We start from the raw sequence: 16,550 nt of genomic DNA, 5'->3' as shown, positions 1-16,550 counted from the left end.
GTCGTTAAAGCAAATAATGGGGGAGCAATCACAGCTTTGGGTAGCGGCACTGGGCGCTTGGGGGGCTGTTTTGGCTACTTCGGGTTGGGATAAGCGGGGACTGGGTGCCACCACCCGAACATTGACTTGGGTGGTGCGGCAAATACTCGGAAAGGTCACGTCACAAACGGTATAAGTTAGGGTGTAATTGCCAATTGGAATATTTCCAATCAAAGTATTCGCACGTAAATTCCCATTACTGTTATCTATATTAAAAAACGGACTCGAGGAGGTGCTGGTAAGGGTGATGGAGCTCATGGCTAATGGCACCGTTGCTCGAGGGTCGATGTTACAAAACGAGCCGTTGGTGATGCGGCGGTCGTTGTTGAGTACATTGTACACGGTTCCTGTGGGGCTAGTAAGTTGTCCTATGGGGGTAAAGGTGATGGGGTTGGAGGCGGTGCCGTCGGATGCCAGGAAAAACGTTTCGCTTGTTTCCTGAGTACTCTTATCTTCCCTATTTTGAGCCTTCAAAGGGGTACACACGGTCATGATAAAAAGCGCTAACCAATACCGCTGACGAAGGGAGCATTCTATTATACAGTAAATCAGGTGCATAAAAGTAAAATTTTGATTTCCACAAATATACAAAGCGTTTACTCAGAAAATGAAACATAAAAGTTAAAGCATCCCTATTTTTTTTAAAACAAAAAGAGCCGCATTCACGACTCTCAATTCATAACTCATAATCCATAACTCATAATTCATACTTCATAACTCATAATTACAACAGCCCTGCGCGCTTCAACAACGCTTCGGGTTTGGGCTCTTGTCCTCGGAACTTTTTATACAATTCCATGGGCAATTCCGTGCCGCCTTGGGAGAGTACCGTTTCTTTGAATCGCGTTCCCACTTCCTTGTTGAAAATTCCTTTTTCTTGGAAATACGCAAAGGCGTCGGCATCCAACACTTCGGCCCATTTATAACTGTAATAGCCTGAAGAATACCCACCTTGGAAAATATGGGAAAACGACGGACTCATGCAATTATCCAATACATCGGGATATAGAGCCGTCTCGCGCATAGCGGCAACTTCAAAGGCTTTTACATCATCAATGACGGGAATTTGGGCATGATACGCCATATCCAATAAACCAAAACTCAGTTGGCGCACCGTGGCCATGCCTTCCAAGAAACTCGCACTTTCTTTGATTTTATCGACATAGGTTTGCGGAATCACTTCGCCCGTTTCATAATGATGGGCAAACAAGGCCAACGCTTCGGGTTCGTAACACCAGTTCTCCATCACCTGACTCGGTAATTCCACAAAGTCCCAATAGACCGAGGTTCCCGACAAACTTGGGTACGTTGTATTGGCTAACATGCCGTGGAGCGCATGTCCAAATTCATGGAATAAGGTGGTTACTTCATTGAAGGTTAACAATGAAGGTTTTGAAGGCGTAGGAGGCGTGAAATTACACACAATCGACACATGGGGTCGGTCGTTGACTCCGTTTTGAATGTATTGTGATTTGAATGAGGTCATCCAAGCGCCCGGTCGTTTTCCGGGTCGCGGGAAGAAATCAGCATAAAATAACGCTACATAGTCATTAGATTCACCCCGAACTTCAAAGGTTTGTACATCAGGGTGGTATTTGTCAACCGTATCAATTTCGTGAAAAGTGAGTCCGAATAACTTCTCGGCCACTGTAAAAGCCCCTTGCAACACCTTCTCCAATGGGAAATAGGGTTTCAAGAGTTCGTCATCCAAATCAAATAATTCTTGTTTTAATTTTTCTGAATAATACGCGCCGTCCCATTTTTCCAAATGCTCCAAACCGTCTCTTTCTTTGGCGAAAGCCGATAATTGCGCAAATTCACGTTGGGCCGCGGGTTTGGCTTTGGCTAACAAATCATTCAAAAAGGTTTTTACCGTTTCCGGATTTTGCGCCATGCGTTCTTCCAAAACAAAATGGGCATGGGAGGTATATCCTAATAATTGCGCACGTTCATGACGAAGGGTGACAATTCTTTTAAGGATTTCAGTGTTGTTATGATTATTGTCCTGAAAGGCTTTTTTTCCAAAGGCAATCGCTACTTCTTTCCGTAATTCGCGGTTGTCGGCATAGGTAATCAACGGCATATAGCTTGGAAAATCCAAGGTAAAAACCCAGCCTTCTAGTCCTTTCGATTGGGCTAATGTTGCGGCAGCTTCTATGGCTCCTTCGGGTAAACCAGCCAGGTCTTCAACATTAGTGATGTGTTTGAAATAGCTATTCGTTTCGGCCAATACGTTTTCGCCAAAGGTCAATTTTAATTTCGCTAATTCGGTGTCAATTTCGCGTAAGCGGTTTTTTTGGTCTTCACTTAACAAGGCACCGTTCCGACTGAATCCTTTGTATTTTTTTTCCAATAACATCAACTGTTCCGGCGAAAGCGATAAAGAATCGCGTTGGTCATAGACCGCTTTTACGCGTCGGAATAAGGTTTCATTGAGCGCAATATCATTACCAAAGGCCGTCAATTTAGGCGACACTTCTTGGGCAATTTGTTGGAGGGTATCGTTGGTTTCGGCCGAATTCAAATTAAAGAAAATCGACGACAATCGATCCAAAGCTTGTCCCGAAAATTCCAAGGCTTCTAGCGTATTTTCAAACGTAGGCGCTTCGGGATTATTGATAATGGCATCCACTTCAGCGCGGGCTTGTGCGATGGTTTGGTCAAAAGCAGGCACATAATCTTCCAGTCGAATTTGACTAAAAGGCGCTGCCGTATAGGGCGTATTGAATTTTTCCGTAAACATAGTTGTATGTTCTAAAAGATAAAGCATCCGCACTTGCTTCCGTAACGAAGTGCTTTATTGTGTTATTGTAAAAAAAATTTTTAATAGGAAGAGAAAACTCATTAGCTCAGTGGCTCAGTGGCTCAGCATCTCAGAGGCTCAGTGGCTCAACTTCTCCGCCGCTTTCAAAACCACTTCCTTCAATTCGTTTTTGTAGGCTACAATTTTTGCTAGAATGTCCGGATTTTGGCTGCCTAAAATTTGTGCCGCAAGAATACCCGCATTTTTTGCACCGTTTAAGGCAACGGTTGCTACAGGAACGCCGCCGGGCATTTGTAAAATAGAAAGTACCGAGTCCCAACCGTCAATCGAATTGCTGGATTTGACCGGTACGCCAATGACGGGCAGCGGACTCATAGCCGCGACCATCCCGGGTAAATGCGCAGCGCCACCTGCACCCGCAATGATCACATTGATGCCGCGTAGGTGGGCGTTCGAACTAAAATCGAACAATTTTTCAGGCGTGCGATGCGCCGATACAATGTCTACTTCAGTCGTAATTCCGAAGGATTGTAGAATATCAATGGCTTCTTGCATAACCGGCAAGTCGCTTTTACTTCCCATGACGATGGCTACTTTCATTTTATTTTAAATGCTAAATTTTATATTGTAAATATTCCAGAGAATTTTAATTAATCTCAGGAAAGGGAATCATGTCCCAAATTGGGATTTCAAATTCTTCTTGGATTGCCCTCAGGTATTTGATAGATTCAATTTCTTTTTCAATTTCTTCTTCAAAATATTCTCGAGCATTTATGTTCAAAAAGTCAATCAATTCTCTTCTTCTTGCAATATATTTTTTTCTAAGTGTTACTTGTTCTAGTTTATTTACGCCTAATAATTCTAGTAAATTTTTTGCTTCATGATCCTCTTGAGCATGAATGTACGCTCCATCTGAATATTTAATTCTGGTTTCAAATTCTTCATCATAAAGATAGAGAATTGGTTCAATCCATTTGGTACTTTTTAAATTATTGGGTTTGTGCTTTACCACATACCAATTATTATAAGAGTCTTGTGGTGTAAATTTCAGGTTCGGATTAAAATGTTCGATATCACATGCATCATTTTCTCCAATATACTCTTCTGTGTAAGCACAAAATCTTTTTTGTTCCCACATTAAGATTTTGCGAAGACCTGAATTATCTCCTTTAGTGTAACTTAAATTTTGTCGGACTACTTCGGAATCATGGCGTTTATCAATTCTTTTCATGGCTTAAAAATTATATTTATCTCCCAATTCACGTACTTCTTGGGCATATTTTTTCTTCAATTTCTCATCTTTTTCAAAAAGCATTTTTTGTTTTAATTCGAGATAATCTTGAAATTTTTCTTGTCCATAAGTATTAATGTAATTAACACCAAAGTCATTTGTCAACATGTCATTTGGGTCATCTCCAATGGGCGATTTCCCTCTTTTTACAGCTACATTGCCTTCCTTGTCAAAATACAATATAAAACGCTCCTCTGGTTCAAAGTTTGCGGCAATAAATGGTGAATGAGTTGCTACAATGAATTGGGCTTCTGGAGCAAAATTTTGATAATGATCCATCAGCTCCATTTGAATATCTGGATATAGAGAACGTTCGGGTTCGTCGAATAGAATTATTGTATTTTGTGTATCTAAAAAGTATAATGGAAGTGAGGTTAATAAAATTTGTTTTGTTCCAGTACTTGAATCTTTTACAGGAATGATTTCTTCTTTTAAAATATTTTTAATTGGAATTGAATATTCAGTATTATCAATATCAATTTGTAAACCTAATTTTTTAAAAATTGGATTAAATTTTTTTGACAATGATTCTAGTGGGTTTGGGTTTTCTTTTAAAAACTCTAATACTTGCTTATTAAATTTAGTTAAGTCAGAAATCAAACCTTTTCCTATAAGTTCATTGTATTTTTTGTATCGATTACTGTGAAAATCAATAACACTAGCCAATATGAAATACCAAATACTAGGTGAAATTTCTTCATCAAATTCGATGGTGTTGTTTAGTGTATTGTTAGAATCTACAATACTTTCTTTTAGTTCTAAAGGATTGGAATTTAAAATATTAATGTTTTTGGTAGATATTATGGAAGATTTTAAGAAAAAAACTTTGTTAGAGTTACTAAATAAAGATTGTGGGAAAGTTGAGTTGTTTTGTGAATAATTTAATTTTTTATCATTTACCAATATATTGAGATCGTAAGTATCCTTGCGTAAGGATTCAAATTTAATATTTTCAATAAATATTTGAAGATAATTTGATAACAAAACTCCATTTTTTCTCCATACATTTTCACCATCTAATTCAATGGATAAAATCGAAAACAAATCGTTATATATTAACTCAAGAAGATTGGTTTTCCCCGTTCCACTCTGCCCAATAAAACAAATTTTATCCAAAGGTTTCCCTCTTTTTTCTTTGATGTGAAAATCTTCAGGGTATGTAAAATCAAATTCAAGATTCTCTAAATGCTTGTGTTTATCAATTTTGAGTTTGGTAATTTTCATGATTTTGATTTTCCACAAATTTAGCAAAAAACCTTATTTTTTGTTTAAAATTCCCTGTATTTCAAATAAAACCTACTGCCTAGTTTAAACGGGTTAATTAATCCGGAAACATTTTATGCAACAACTTCTTAATTTCCTTCAAACCGTTGCCGCCTAGGAGTTCGTTGATGAACAATACTTTGCCATTCGGGTCGATTAAAATATTGGTGGGGTAAAAGTTGATGTGAAATTGGTCAATTGTTTTGCGGTCGTTGGGAATAATGGTAAGTTCTAGGGATGTTCGTTTTAAAAAATCCTGAATCAACTTTTTCTCATTATATGTCACGGCAAAGAAAACTACATTTTGATTCGTATACTTTTCTTTCAGTTTGTTCAACTCGGGCATTTCTTCGATGCAGGGTTTGCATTGGGTGAACCAAAAATTGAGGAAAATCGCTTTCCCTTTTAAATCTTCCAACGTGTACGTTTTTCCTTCCATGTCCGTTAAGGTCAATTCGGTAAGGGTCGACCCGATCAGCTTTCGCCGGTTTTTTTCAAAGTCTTTTTGCTGTTGCCGAAATTGGTCGTTGCGTAATTTGACCTCTTCTTTCGATAGGTATTTCAAGACTAAAGAAGCCTTATTTTGTATCGTATCTGCATAAAAGAGGGTCGTGAAGGGTTGGTCGTGAATCGTTTTGTTAAGTGAATCCAACTTTTTCAACGGCAATTCTTTTCCATCGGGTAAGAAGAGTTGGGTTTTAGGACGTTTTTTTTGAACAAATTCGAAATAGGTAGTTCGGTCCAAGGCAGTTTGGCCTTCAGGAACAAAGATTTTTTCTTGCGCATAAAGGATTCCAACTGCCAGAAAAGTGAATAGGTATATAATTTTCTTCATGGATTTAAAAACGAAAAAGGATTGGAATTGTTGTCTAGTTTTTTGAACTGCGTATTGTCCGAACCTTTCGGGAATGTGCATTGTGAAATGTTCACTGTCCAGTGAACACTACACAATGTACACTGTCCAGTGAACACTACACAATGTATACCGTTTACTGAACACTGATTACCCGAATGCTGTTTTTTACCTCTTCCGCAATACGTCGGGCGGCTGCCATATCTGCATTCACAATCGTCACATGGCCCATTTTTCGGAACGGACGGGTTTCGCGTTTGCCATAAATATGCGGTGTCACGCCATCAATTGCCATGATTTTTTCGATGTTTTCATACACCACTTGACCCGTATGGCCTTCTGCACCGACTAAGTTTACCATGACCCCTGCCACTTTACTGTCGGTATTGCCTAAGGGTAAATCTAAAATGGCGCGCAAATGATTCTCAAATTGGGAAGTATAACTGGCTTCAATGCTGTAATGGCCGGAGTTATGGGGACGGGGTGCCACTTCATTAACCAAAATCTGATCGTCTTGGGTTTGAAACATTTCTACCGCCAGCAAGCCCACATGTTGAAAGGCTTCCGAAACGTTTAAGGCTACTTCTTGTGCTTTTTGGGCCACGGCGGCGTCAATTCGCGCGGGACAAATCACATATTCTACTTGATTGGCTTCGGGATGAAACTCCATTTCGACCACAGGGTAGGTGCGAATTTCTCCCGATGCCGAGCGTGCAACGATGACGGCCAATTCATTTTTAAAATCGATTAAAGCTTCGGCCACGCATTCTACGTCGGGAAGTTCCCGGAGGTCAAAGGCAGAGCGGCAAATTTTCACACCATTGCCATCATATCCACCCGTAGCGGCTTTCCAAACAAACGGAAAGTCAAGGGTGTCATTGGCCAGCGCTTGACGCAATGCTTCTAGTCCCACAAAGCGTTGATGCGCAGAGGTAGGGATGCCGTGTTGTACATAATAATCTTTCTGTTTTCCTTTGTTTTGAATTAAGCGCAAGGTTTTCGGGGAAGGAAAAACAGGAAGCCCCTCTGATTCCAGTTGTTCCAACGCTTCGAGGTTGACGTTTTCAATTTCAATCGTCAACACATTAACCAGTTTGCCAAATTTGTAAACCGTATCGTATTCCAACAAACTCCCTTGATAAAAGGCATGGCAGCCAAAACGGGAAGGGGCTTCCGCACTAGGGTCTAAAACGAGCGTTTGGATGTCAAATTTACGCGTATCGGTAAGGAGCATTTTGCCCAATTGACCGCCGCCTAGAATGCCCAATCGGAAATCAGAGGAGAAGTAATTCATGAGGTAGTGTTGTTTGTGCAAATATAGTATTTCTGAAGTTTACAAAAAGCTTCAAAAAAAGGGCATATCGTTACTTCTTGGCCAATCGTTGTAGCGTCTCCTTCAGCACAAACCGCATTCCGGGTGAGGGATTGTTCCATTCACGGGACAGCAACAGGCGAAGTTCATCATGTACCCACGGATGTTTTTCTCCCAAGCGAAACAATGCCCGAAGCGCATAGGCTATCGTAGCCACTTTTGCTTCCCGCAAGATAAAATCGAGACACCCTTCAATGATTTTTTCCTCATGAGAGGGATGCAATGGAACCCCTTTTTTGGCAACCAAAAACAAACAAATTTTCGAAGCCGGTCGCACCGCGGGGTCCAATGTGAATTGCGACAATGTATGGCAAAATTCATCCAAATAGGGAAACAGTAGCGCTATACGTTCTTCGGCTACCAACTCCAAAATCCACAAGGCTTTGTAATGGTTTTTGTCCTTCGGGTTGCAACCCACAGCCACAAGAAGTGCCAAAAAATCGGACGATTCAAAGGCGCGCATTTTGTAAAAATCACGGGTGGCTCGATACGCTTTGATGTTGGCGATTTGAGCGTAGTCATTAGAATTCATGACGTAAATATATCAAATTTGCAAATTTTCCGAACGACTTGATTTTTAATAGGTTTTAGTTGTTAAATTTGCAGCTTATTCCCAAGCCCAACACCCTATGATTCATTTACACGATAAAACGTTTGAACCCTTCATTGCCTCGGAGGAAATTGACTTTGCCGTTCAAAATATGGCCAAGCAAATGGCAGATGATTTTTTTGATGAGGTTCCTGTTTTTATTGGGGTGCTTAACGGCTCCTTTATGGTAATGGGTGATTTAATGAAGGCCTACCGCGGCATGTGCGAAGTGAGTTTTATTAAAGTAGCTTCGTATGAAGGCACCGAAACTACCCATGAAGTAAAGCACTTAATTGGAATCAATGAAAACTTGGAAGGCCGTACGGTTGTGATTGTAGAAGATATCATCGATACGGGAACTACTATTGTAGCTTTAAAACAACTGTTGAAACAACAAAAGGTCAAGCATTTGAAAATTGCAACCTTGTTTTTCAAACCCGAAGCGTATCAGCATGAGGTAAAAATCGATTACATCGGAATCCGTATTCCCAATAAATTTATTGTGGGCTATGGATTGGATTACGATGGACTTGGACGTAATTTGCCCGATGTATACCAATTGGCGGAGTAGTAATAAGTTTCAAGTCCAACGTCCAAAGTCTAAAGTCCAAAGTCTAAAGTCCAACGTCCAAAGTCTAAAGTCCAACGTCCAACGTCTAAAGTCTAACGTCTAACGTCCAAAGTCTAACGTCTAAAGTCCAACGTCTAACGTCTAACGTCCAAAGTCCAACGTCTAACGTCCAAAGTCTAACGTCTAAAGTCCAACGTCTAACGTCTAAAATCTAAAATCTAAAATCATAATGATTAACATCGTTCTTTTTGGGAAACCTGGAGCAGGAAAAGGAACCCAAGCCGAATTTTTGAAAGAAAAATACAACCTAACGCACCTATCCACAGGGGACATTTTTCGATACAACATTAAAAACGAAACCGAGTTGGGTCAGTTGGCCAAAACCTATATGGATAAAGGCGATTTAGTGCCGGATGAAGTTACCATTCAAATGTTGCAAAGCGAAGTGGAAAAAAATCCCGATTCCGCTGGGTTCTTGTTTGATGGTTTTCCACGTACGATTGCGCAAGCCGAAGCGCTGGATGCTTTTTTAGCCTCCAAAGGCGAATCCATTCGCGCCACTGTAGCCTTAGAAGCCGACGATGAAATTCTCGTAGCACGCTTGTTGGAACGCGGCAAAACCTCAGGTCGTCCCGACGATCAAGACGAAGAAAAAATTCGCAACCGCTACCAAGAATACAACGAAAAAACAGCCCCTCTCATGGCGTATTACCAAGCCCAAGGTAAGTTTTACGCGGTCGATGGCATTGGAAGTATCGCCGAAGTTACTGCGCGTTTGAGTGCTGTATTGGATACTTTTTAAACAGGAATCGGTTGAATGTTAGCCGTAATTCAATAATTTTTAAGATATTTGTACACCAGAAAAGAGCATTTTCGGACTTCGGGACGAAGGCTCTTTTTTTGTGACAGCCTATGGAAATACTGATTATTCTCTTTTTAATCCTACTCAACGGGGTCTTTTCGATGTCGGAAATCGCCTTGATTTCGGCGCGTAAAAACCGATTGGAAACGGCGGCAAAGAAAGGCAATTCCAATGCCAAAGCCGCGCTTGATCTCGCCAATTCTCCCAATAAATTCTTGTCCACGGTACAAATTGGGATTACCCTAATCGGTATCCTAACGGGGATTTATTCCGGTGAAAAAGTGACGCAAGATGTGCAAGATGCTATTGCCGGATTTCCCGCGCTAGCCCCCTACGCCGATTCGTTGGCCACCATCGTTGTTGTGGTAGTGCTTACCTTTTTCTCCCTAGTTTTAGGTGAATTACTCCCGAAACGCATTGGCCTAAATTTTCCCGAAGGAATCGCCAAAGCCGTGGCTGTTCCCATGAAACTCGTGTCCAAAATCACCATGCCCTTCGTCTGGTTGTTGACCACTTCCACCGAGGCACTTTTGAAACTGTTTCAAATCAAACCCACCGCCGACGGTAAAGTCACCGAAGAAGAAATCAAAGCCATCATCAAAGAAGGAACCGAAGTAGGTGAGGTACAGGAAATTGAGCAAGATATCGTGGAACGCGTTTTTCACATCGGCGACCGTAAAGTCAATTCCCTCATGACCCACCGCAACGATGTAGTCTACCTCACCATGGAAGATACCTTTCCAGAAATCAAAGAGAAAATTCTTAACGAAATGCACTCCGTATACCCCGTTTGCGAAGACAATCTCGATGAAGTGAAGGGGATTGTATTACTCAAGGATTTGTTTGCGGGATTGGAGCAAAAGGATTTTAAACTCACCGAAATTACCCGCGAAGCCACGTATTTGATCGAACATACATCGGCTTACAAAGCGCTTGAAAATTTTAAAACCACCAAAAATCACCAAGCCCTGATTGTCGATGAACACGGGATTTTCCAAGGAATTATCACGCTCAATGACATTTTAGAAGCCTTGGTGGGCGATGCTTCCGATTTTGATGAAGACGAATACCAGCTGGTGGCGGAAGCCGATGGCACCTGGACCGTCGACGGACAATACTCACTGCATGATTTTCTCACTTATTTTGATATGGACGACCTGATTGGCGATTACGAAGTGACCACCGTGAGCGGGCTAATCACCACCGAAATGGGGTATATTCCCAAGCAAGGGGAACTCCTGATTTGGAATAAAATGCAGTTCACCATATTGGAAACCGCAGGCGCTAAGGTCGAGAAGATACGCGTTGCTCCTTATGTGGCCGATCAGTAGGAGCAAGCACCCCACACCCCGATGAACCCCCTTCCCGTGATTGCCTATATCCGCGAAAACCGCGGGATGCCGGCGCTCCCGGGGCTAGAATACACAAATCGTTTTCAACAGGAATGCCCAACCGCGTTCCTAATCCAGCTGGAGTGCTTCACTACAGGCTGACCCAATACCAAACCCATGACAGAAGGAAATTTTGTAGACTATGTTAAGATTTATGTGAGCTCCGGTAAAGGAGGCAAAGGGTCTACGCATTTACATCGCGAAAAATTTATCGAAAAAGGCGGTCCCGACGGCGGTGATGGCGGTCGAGGCGGTCACGTAATCATGCGTGGCAATAAAAACCTATGGACACTTTTTCATTTGAAATTCACCAAACACGTCAAAGCGGGCCACGGCGGCGATGGCGGTAGCAGCCGAAGCACCGGGCACGACGGCGAAGATAAAATCATTGAAGTCCCCCTCGGAACGGTCGTCAAAGACCAAGAAACCGAAGAGGTCTTGTTTGAAATCACCGAACATGGCGAAGAAAAAATTGTAGCCCGTGGCGGTAAAGGGGGACTAGGGAACTGGCACTTTCGCAGCGCCACCAACCAAACCCCACGCTATGCCCAACCCGGGATGCCTCCCGAAGAACACGATGTGATTCTCGAGTTAAAGGTTCTAGCCGATGTAGGGTTGGTCGGTTTTCCCAATGCCGGAAAGTCAACGCTATTGTCGGTGCTCACCTCGGCCAAACCCAAAATAGCCGATTATCCTTTTACCACCTTAAAACCCAACCTTGGAATTGTGGCCTATCGCGATTTTCAATCGTTTGTAATGGCCGATATCCCCGGGATTATCGAGGGAGCTGCCGAAGGGAAAGGACTCGGGCATTACTTTTTACGACATATCGAACGCAATTCGACACTGCTGTTTTTGGTTCCCGCCGATGCCGATGATATCAAAAAAGAATACGACATTTTATTGGATGAATTACGCCGCTACAATCCCGAGCTTTTGGATAAAGAACGGTTGTTGGTGATTTCAAAAAGTGATATGCTCGATGCCGAACTCCAAGCAGAGATGAAGGTATTATTAGATCGAGACTTCCAAAACATTCCGTATTTGTTTATCTCTTCGGTAGCGCAGCAAGGCCTGCAAGAGTTAAAAGACATGTTGTGGAAAATGTTAAATTCCTAAATATTATCCGTAAGATTTGTTGTTATTACTTTGATTTCAAGAAAAATAGGCTACATTTGCTAAATTTTATAAATTAAAAAAGGCTATACCACTAAAAATTTAAATTACACTTTATGAAATTACGATTACTTTTCGCTTTGTGTATCGCACAGTTAGGATTTGCGCAACAACGTACCTGCGGTGTCGATGCCTACATGGAAAAATTAATGGCCAATCCGGTGATGAAACAGCAACACCAAGCGTTGCAAGATCGTTTTGAAACCGAGTTACGTCGTTTAGTTACCGAGCAATTAGAGGGACGCTCTAGCTTAGCAACGCAAGCAGCGCCCAATGTGACTATCCGTATCCCTGTGGCCGTGCATTATCCAACGGTTGCGAATTCCTCTTCGGAATCCTTAAAATCATGTTTGCGTGCATTGGCGCAAACGCAGGTAAATATTTTAAATGCCGATTACAATGCAACCAATTCCGATATTTCATTGTGGAGCAGTGCTAGTTCATTTTATCCCAATACTAATGTTGGGAGTATGGATGTGCAATTCATTTTGGCTACCCAAAACCACCCTGCTGGAACAGGTTTGAGTAATGGAACTTTAGCGGTAACTTTTGGTACCGATTTCTTGGCGTCGGGAAATATTGGTTGTACCGATGGGTGTAATCAAGATTCCACATGGTCAGGGTACATGAACTTGGTGGTACGTAATTTGACAGGGGGTATTTTAGGGTTTTCACCTCTTGGAGGATCGCCAGGTCAAGGAATGACCGTAGTTATTGACAACAATGCTTTTGGGGCAAATATGACAACATCTCCTGCCACCTGTTCAGGTTTTGCTCCCTCTGCACCCTATAACAGAGGCCGTACGTTAACCCACGAGTTAGGACATTTCTTTAATTTAGCTCATACTTTTCAATCGTGTGACGGTTCCAATTGTGCCACCTCAGGGGATCGCGTTTGTGATACAGAGTCCACCAATACGCCCGAATATGATTGCTTACCTGCAGGAGATGTAGCCAGTCCTTGTACGGGTAGTCCACAGTTAACAATGAATTATATGGATTATGTGCAAGATGCTTGTATGTATATGTTTACCGCAGGTCAAGCTACCCGTATGACCGCTTGGTACAATACCATTTCTTCGCAGTTCAATATGACTACCTTGGGCGATGAAGAAATTTTGAAAAATCAATTTTCGTTGGCTCCCAATCCAAGTAATGGTACATTTGCCGTACAGTTTGCCAATCCTATTGCAAATTATACCCTACAAGTTTACGATGCTATGGGACGCGTAATCGTCGATGAAGAGCAAGTAAACAATAGCGAATTGGTTCGCACCATCACCTTACCTTCAGCACAAAAAGGAGTGTATTTTGTGATGTTACGCACACAAGAAGGAATTGCAACCAAGAAAATTGTTGTAGAATAAAAATTTTCATAAAACCATTGAAGAATTGTAAGTAAATCCGTTTATTTACAATTCTTTTTTTATTGCATAATTACAAACAAACAATCATGAAAAAATTAGTACTTACGCTGCTTTCCGCAGTGCTTCTCACCCCTTTCTCACTCAAAGCCGATGAGGGAATGTGGTTCTTAATGTTTATCGAACGGTTGAACCACCGCGATATGCAAAAAATGGGGCTGCAACTTACCGCTGAAGAGATTTACAGCATTAACAACCACAGTTTAAAAGATGCAATCGTGCAATTTAACGGAGGTTGTACCGCTGAGGTAATCTCCAAAGACGGTTTGGTATTAACCAACCACCACTGTGGCTATGATGCCATCGCAGAATTGTCTTCGGCAGAAAAAAATTATTTGAAAGACGGCTACTGGGCTGCCAATAAAAAAGGAGAGTTAAAACCGTCTAGTTTATTTGTGCGCTTTTTTGTGCGTATGGACGATTGTACCAAACGAATCCTAGGAGTAGTCAATGATAAAATGACCGAAGCCGAACGCGAAAAAGCCATCAACGCCGAAATCGCAAAAATTGAAAAAGAGAATAACGAAGGCGGGAAATATGTCGTTTCTGTTCGTTCGTTTTTCCAAGGGAATGAGTTCTACTATTTTGTATACCAAGATTATAAAGACGTTCGTTTGGTGGGAACCCCTCCCGAAAGTTTAGGGAAATTTGGGGGTGACACCGACAACTGGGAATGGCCACGTCATACTGCTGACTTCTCCATGTTCCGTATTTATGGCGATGCCAATGGAAATCCAGCAGAATATTCTGAAAACAATGTGCCTTTAAAACCCAAACATTACTTGCCTGTAAATTTAGGGGGTGTGAAAGAAAATGATTTTGCCATGATTTTAGGATATCCCGGTCGAACCAACCGTTGGATGCCCGCTGGAGGCATTGAACAAAATGTGAAGTTTGCCTATCCAGCTTGGGTAGAAGGAGCAAAAACAGGGATGGATAATATGAAAAAATACATGGATCAAAGCGCTGCTTTAAATTTGATCTATGCTTCCAAATATGCTTCAACGGCCAACTATTGGAAAAACCGTCAAGGAATGATTGATGCGTTGACTAAGTTTGAAACCGCCAAAGCCAAAGCGGCACAAGAAGCCAAATTCAACAAATGGGCCAACAAAGCCGAAAATAAAGCAAAATACGGCACCGTTGTTGAAACGATCAACAAGTATTATGCGTTGACCAATGAAAAGTCGCGTCATGATAATTACTTACAACAATTGTTGCGCACTTCAGGAATGGGTACCATTTCACGTAGCTTGGGTCGTCAATTGGAAACCTATGCCAAAGCCGATGCAGCCAAGCGCAGTCAAATGTTGCCTATGCTAACCGAAATGGCGGAAGAAATGTATAAAGAAATGCACATTCCTGCCGAACGGGATATTTTGGCCGCTCAATTGGCGTTATATGCCACCAAAGCGGTAGGCTATCCCATGGCGCCAATGGTGAAAAAAATTGGAGAGGCCAATCAAAATAACTTTACGAGCTATGTCAATGCCGCATTTGACCTTTCAATTTTCGGTTCGTTAGACCGCGTAAAAGCGTTTTTACAGTTTCCCTCAGAGGGACAATTGACCAACGACCCCTTGTATGTGTTGTCTGCCGATTTAATCACGCACTTCAATTCCAAATCGGATGATATTGCTAAAGCACAAAACGACTTTGGAGCGGCTTTCCGTTTGTTGGTTGAAGGATTACGCGAATCCAAAATTGCCACTATTAAATATCCGGATGCCAATTCAACCTTGCGTTTGACCTATGGAAAAGTTCGTTCGTTACCGGCCGACAAACGCAATGATGCTACCATTAACAACTACACTACGTTGGCGGGTCAGGTAAAAAAATATAAGAAAGGCGATGCTGAGTTTGATTTACCAGCGCGTATTCTTGAAATGAACGCCAACAAGGAATTCGGACGTTATGCCGATAAAGATGGTTCATTACATGTGAATTTCTTGACGGATAACGACATTACAGGTGGGAACTCGGGTTCTCCTGTATTGAACGGAAAAGGCGAATTAATCGGGTTGGCTTTCGACGGTAACATTGAAGCGATGGCCGGAGATGTTATTTTTGATAAAAAATTACAACGCACCATTAACGTAGACATCCGCTACGTATTATGGGTTATCGAAAATTTTGCGGGTGCAAAACATATCGTAGACGAAATGACTTTAGTGAAATAATTTCCCATAAAATCACATGAAAACTCCGGTCAATCGCCGGAGTTTTTTTATTTTTGAGAACGAAGAAGGAGCTTATGAAACGTTGCATGCAAATCGTATTTTTAGTGTTTTCATTAGGAACAATGGCGCAATCGGATTTTGAAAAAGGGGAGCAATGGTTTAAAGCCCAAAAATGGGAACAAGCCAAAGTTTACTTTGAGAAAAGTTTGCGCGAGCAACCCAATGCGCCCAAGACTATTGAATATCTTGGCGATATTGCCGGGAAGCAAGAGGATTGGGATGCTGCCATTGATCGGTATGGAACGCTAAAAAGTCGTTTTCCCAACAATGCCAACTATTGGTATAAGTATGGTGGCGCTATGGGAATGAAAGCCAAATCCGTTAGTAAATTTAAAGCCCTCGGCTTGATTGATGACGTTGAAGCTGCGTTTCTGAAAGCCGCTCAATTAGATGCTAAACATGTCGATACCCGTTGGGCTTTGGTCATGTTGTACTTGGAATTACCCGGTATTCTTGGGGGCAGTGAAAATAAAGCCATTAAATATGCCAATGAGTTGATGGGCATTTCCAAAGTAGACGGTTTTATGGCTAAAGGATACATCGATGAGTATTTTAAACGGTACACCAAAGCCGAAGCGCATTATTTGAAAGCGCACGAGATTGGGCATTCCAAAACAACGTATCAAAAACTTTATCATTTATACCAATACAAATTAAAAAATACCGAAAAAGCCCGAAAATTAAAAGAAGAATTTGAGGGGTAACGGTCCAAAAC

General features: G+C 41.7%; 15 protein-coding genes. 7 read left to right on the top strand and 8 right to left on the bottom strand.

Translation table 11 applies throughout. The features are described 5' to 3' along the window. The 8 genes from O9316_RS04090 to O9316_RS04055 all read right to left on the bottom strand — a co-directional run. Positions 1-597, bottom strand: a 597-nt coding sequence (locus O9316_RS04090) for a hypothetical protein (protein WP_298203986.1), incomplete at its 3' end; no start/stop codon positions are given. A gap of 166 nt (positions 598-763) precedes the next feature. Then, on the bottom strand, positions 764-2,782 hold the full coding sequence (locus O9316_RS04085; protein WP_298203985.1) for a M3 family metallopeptidase: 2,019 nt from the start codon (positions 2,780-2,782) through the stop codon (positions 764-766). Between the two features lie 138 nt (positions 2,783-2,920). Then, positions 2,921-3,403: a 5-(carboxyamino)imidazole ribonucleotide mutase gene (purE, locus tag O9316_RS04080; RefSeq protein ID WP_298203984.1), complete on the bottom strand. Its 483-nt coding sequence runs from the start codon at positions 3,401-3,403 to the stop codon at positions 2,921-2,923. A 46-nt stretch (positions 3,404-3,449) separates the two neighbouring features. Then, entirely contained in the window at positions 3,450-4,034 is a 585-nt protein-coding gene (locus O9316_RS04075; protein ID WP_298203983.1) for an HNH endonuclease domain-containing protein, read from the bottom strand. 3 nt (positions 4,035-4,037) lie between these two features. Continuing rightward, positions 4,038-5,318 carry an ATP-binding protein gene (locus O9316_RS04070; RefSeq protein ID WP_298203982.1) on the bottom strand — a complete coding sequence of 427 codons (1,281 nt, stop codon included), beginning with the start codon at positions 5,316-5,318 and terminating at the stop codon, positions 4,038-4,040. A 97-nt stretch (positions 5,319-5,415) separates the two neighbouring features. After that, positions 5,416-6,192: a TlpA disulfide reductase family protein gene (locus tag O9316_RS04065; protein ID WP_298203981.1), complete on the bottom strand. Its 777-nt coding sequence runs from the start codon at positions 6,190-6,192 to the stop codon at positions 5,416-5,418. Positions 6,193-6,346: 154 nt separating this feature from the next. Continuing rightward, positions 6,347-7,504 carry a 5-(carboxyamino)imidazole ribonucleotide synthase gene (locus O9316_RS04060; RefSeq protein ID WP_298203980.1) on the bottom strand — a complete coding sequence of 386 codons (1,158 nt, stop codon included), beginning with the start codon at positions 7,502-7,504 and terminating at the stop codon, positions 6,347-6,349. Positions 7,505-7,574: 70 nt separating this feature from the next. Then, on the bottom strand, positions 7,575-8,114 hold the full coding sequence (locus tag O9316_RS04055; protein WP_298203979.1) for a hypothetical protein: 540 nt from the start codon (positions 8,112-8,114) through the stop codon (positions 7,575-7,577). A 97-nt stretch (positions 8,115-8,211) separates the two neighbouring features. On the opposite strand from O9316_RS04055, the gene hpt reads away from it, so the two are divergent. The 7 genes from hpt (at position 8,212) to O9316_RS04020 (ending at position 16,539) form a co-directional block, all read left to right on the top strand. Next, a complete protein-coding gene (gene hpt, locus O9316_RS04050) occupies positions 8,212-8,742 on the top strand; it encodes a hypoxanthine phosphoribosyltransferase (protein WP_298203978.1) in 531 nt (176 codons plus the stop codon). Between the two features lie 229 nt (positions 8,743-8,971). After that, positions 8,972-9,544 carry an adenylate kinase gene (locus tag O9316_RS04045; protein WP_298203977.1) on the top strand — a complete coding sequence of 191 codons (573 nt, stop codon included), beginning with the start codon at positions 8,972-8,974 and terminating at the stop codon, positions 9,542-9,544. A gap of 110 nt (positions 9,545-9,654) precedes the next feature. Next, on the top strand, positions 9,655-10,935 hold the full coding sequence (locus tag O9316_RS04040; RefSeq protein WP_298203976.1) for a hemolysin family protein: 1,281 nt from the start codon (positions 9,655-9,657) through the stop codon (positions 10,933-10,935). A 177-nt stretch (positions 10,936-11,112) separates the two neighbouring features. Next, a complete protein-coding gene (gene obgE / locus O9316_RS04035) occupies positions 11,113-12,114 on the top strand; it encodes a GTPase ObgE (RefSeq protein ID WP_298203975.1) in 1,002 nt (333 codons plus the stop codon). A 113-nt stretch (positions 12,115-12,227) separates the two neighbouring features. Beyond that, a complete protein-coding gene (locus tag O9316_RS04030) occupies positions 12,228-13,538 on the top strand; it encodes a zinc-dependent metalloprotease (protein WP_298203974.1) in 1,311 nt (436 codons plus the stop codon). A gap of 86 nt (positions 13,539-13,624) precedes the next feature. Continuing rightward, positions 13,625-15,775 carry a S46 family peptidase gene (locus tag O9316_RS04025; protein ID WP_298203973.1) on the top strand — a complete coding sequence of 717 codons (2,151 nt, stop codon included), beginning with the start codon at positions 13,625-13,627 and terminating at the stop codon, positions 15,773-15,775. Positions 15,776-15,849: 74 nt separating this feature from the next. Next, on the top strand, positions 15,850-16,539 hold the full coding sequence (locus O9316_RS04020; protein ID WP_298203972.1) for a hypothetical protein: 690 nt from the start codon (positions 15,850-15,852) through the stop codon (positions 16,537-16,539). The last annotated feature ends 11 nt before the right edge of the window (positions 16,540-16,550 follow it).

Origin of the sequence: Flavobacterium sp. (genome assembly GCF_027533505.1) — a bacterium.
Taxonomy (GTDB): Bacteria; Bacteroidota; Bacteroidia; order Flavobacteriales; family Flavobacteriaceae; genus Flavobacterium.
Note: the sequence above shows the minus strand (reverse complement) of the source record. Positions and strands in the feature narration are given on the sequence as shown.

Coding starts and splice junctions, on each gene's coding strand:
- O9316_RS04055 (WP_298203979.1), bottom strand. CDS start 8,114: ATGAATTCTAATGACTACGCTCAAATCGCCAACATCAAAGCGTATCGA.
- O9316_RS04030 (WP_298203974.1), top strand. CDS start 12,228: ATGAAATTACGATTACTTTTCGCTTTGTGTATCGCACAGTTAGGATTT.
- O9316_RS04020 (WP_298203972.1), top strand. CDS start 15,850: ATGAAACGTTGCATGCAAATCGTATTTTTAGTGTTTTCATTAGGAACA.
- O9316_RS04070 (WP_298203982.1), bottom strand. CDS start 5,318: ATGAAAATTACCAAACTCAAAATTGATAAACACAAGCATTTAGAGAAT.
- O9316_RS04075 (WP_298203983.1), bottom strand. CDS start 4,034: ATGAAAAGAATTGATAAACGCCATGATTCCGAAGTAGTCCGACAAAAT.
- O9316_RS04060 (WP_298203980.1), bottom strand. CDS start 7,504: ATGAATTACTTCTCCTCTGATTTCCGATTGGGCATTCTAGGCGGCGGT.
- O9316_RS04065 (WP_298203981.1), bottom strand. CDS start 6,192: ATGAAGAAAATTATATACCTATTCACTTTTCTGGCAGTTGGAATCCTT.
- hpt (WP_298203978.1), top strand. CDS start 8,212: ATGATTCATTTACACGATAAAACGTTTGAACCCTTCATTGCCTCGGAG.
- O9316_RS04025 (WP_298203973.1), top strand. CDS start 13,625: ATGAAAAAATTAGTACTTACGCTGCTTTCCGCAGTGCTTCTCACCCCT.
- O9316_RS04085 (WP_298203985.1), bottom strand. CDS start 2,782: ATGTTTACGGAAAAATTCAATACGCCCTATACGGCAGCGCCTTTTAGT.
- O9316_RS04045 (WP_298203977.1), top strand. CDS start 8,972: ATGATTAACATCGTTCTTTTTGGGAAACCTGGAGCAGGAAAAGGAACC.
- purE (WP_298203984.1), bottom strand. CDS start 3,403: ATGAAAGTAGCCATCGTCATGGGAAGTAAAAGCGACTTGCCGGTTATG.
- O9316_RS04040 (WP_298203976.1), top strand. CDS start 9,655: ATGGAAATACTGATTATTCTCTTTTTAATCCTACTCAACGGGGTCTTT.
- obgE (WP_298203975.1), top strand. CDS start 11,113: ATGACAGAAGGAAATTTTGTAGACTATGTTAAGATTTATGTGAGCTCC.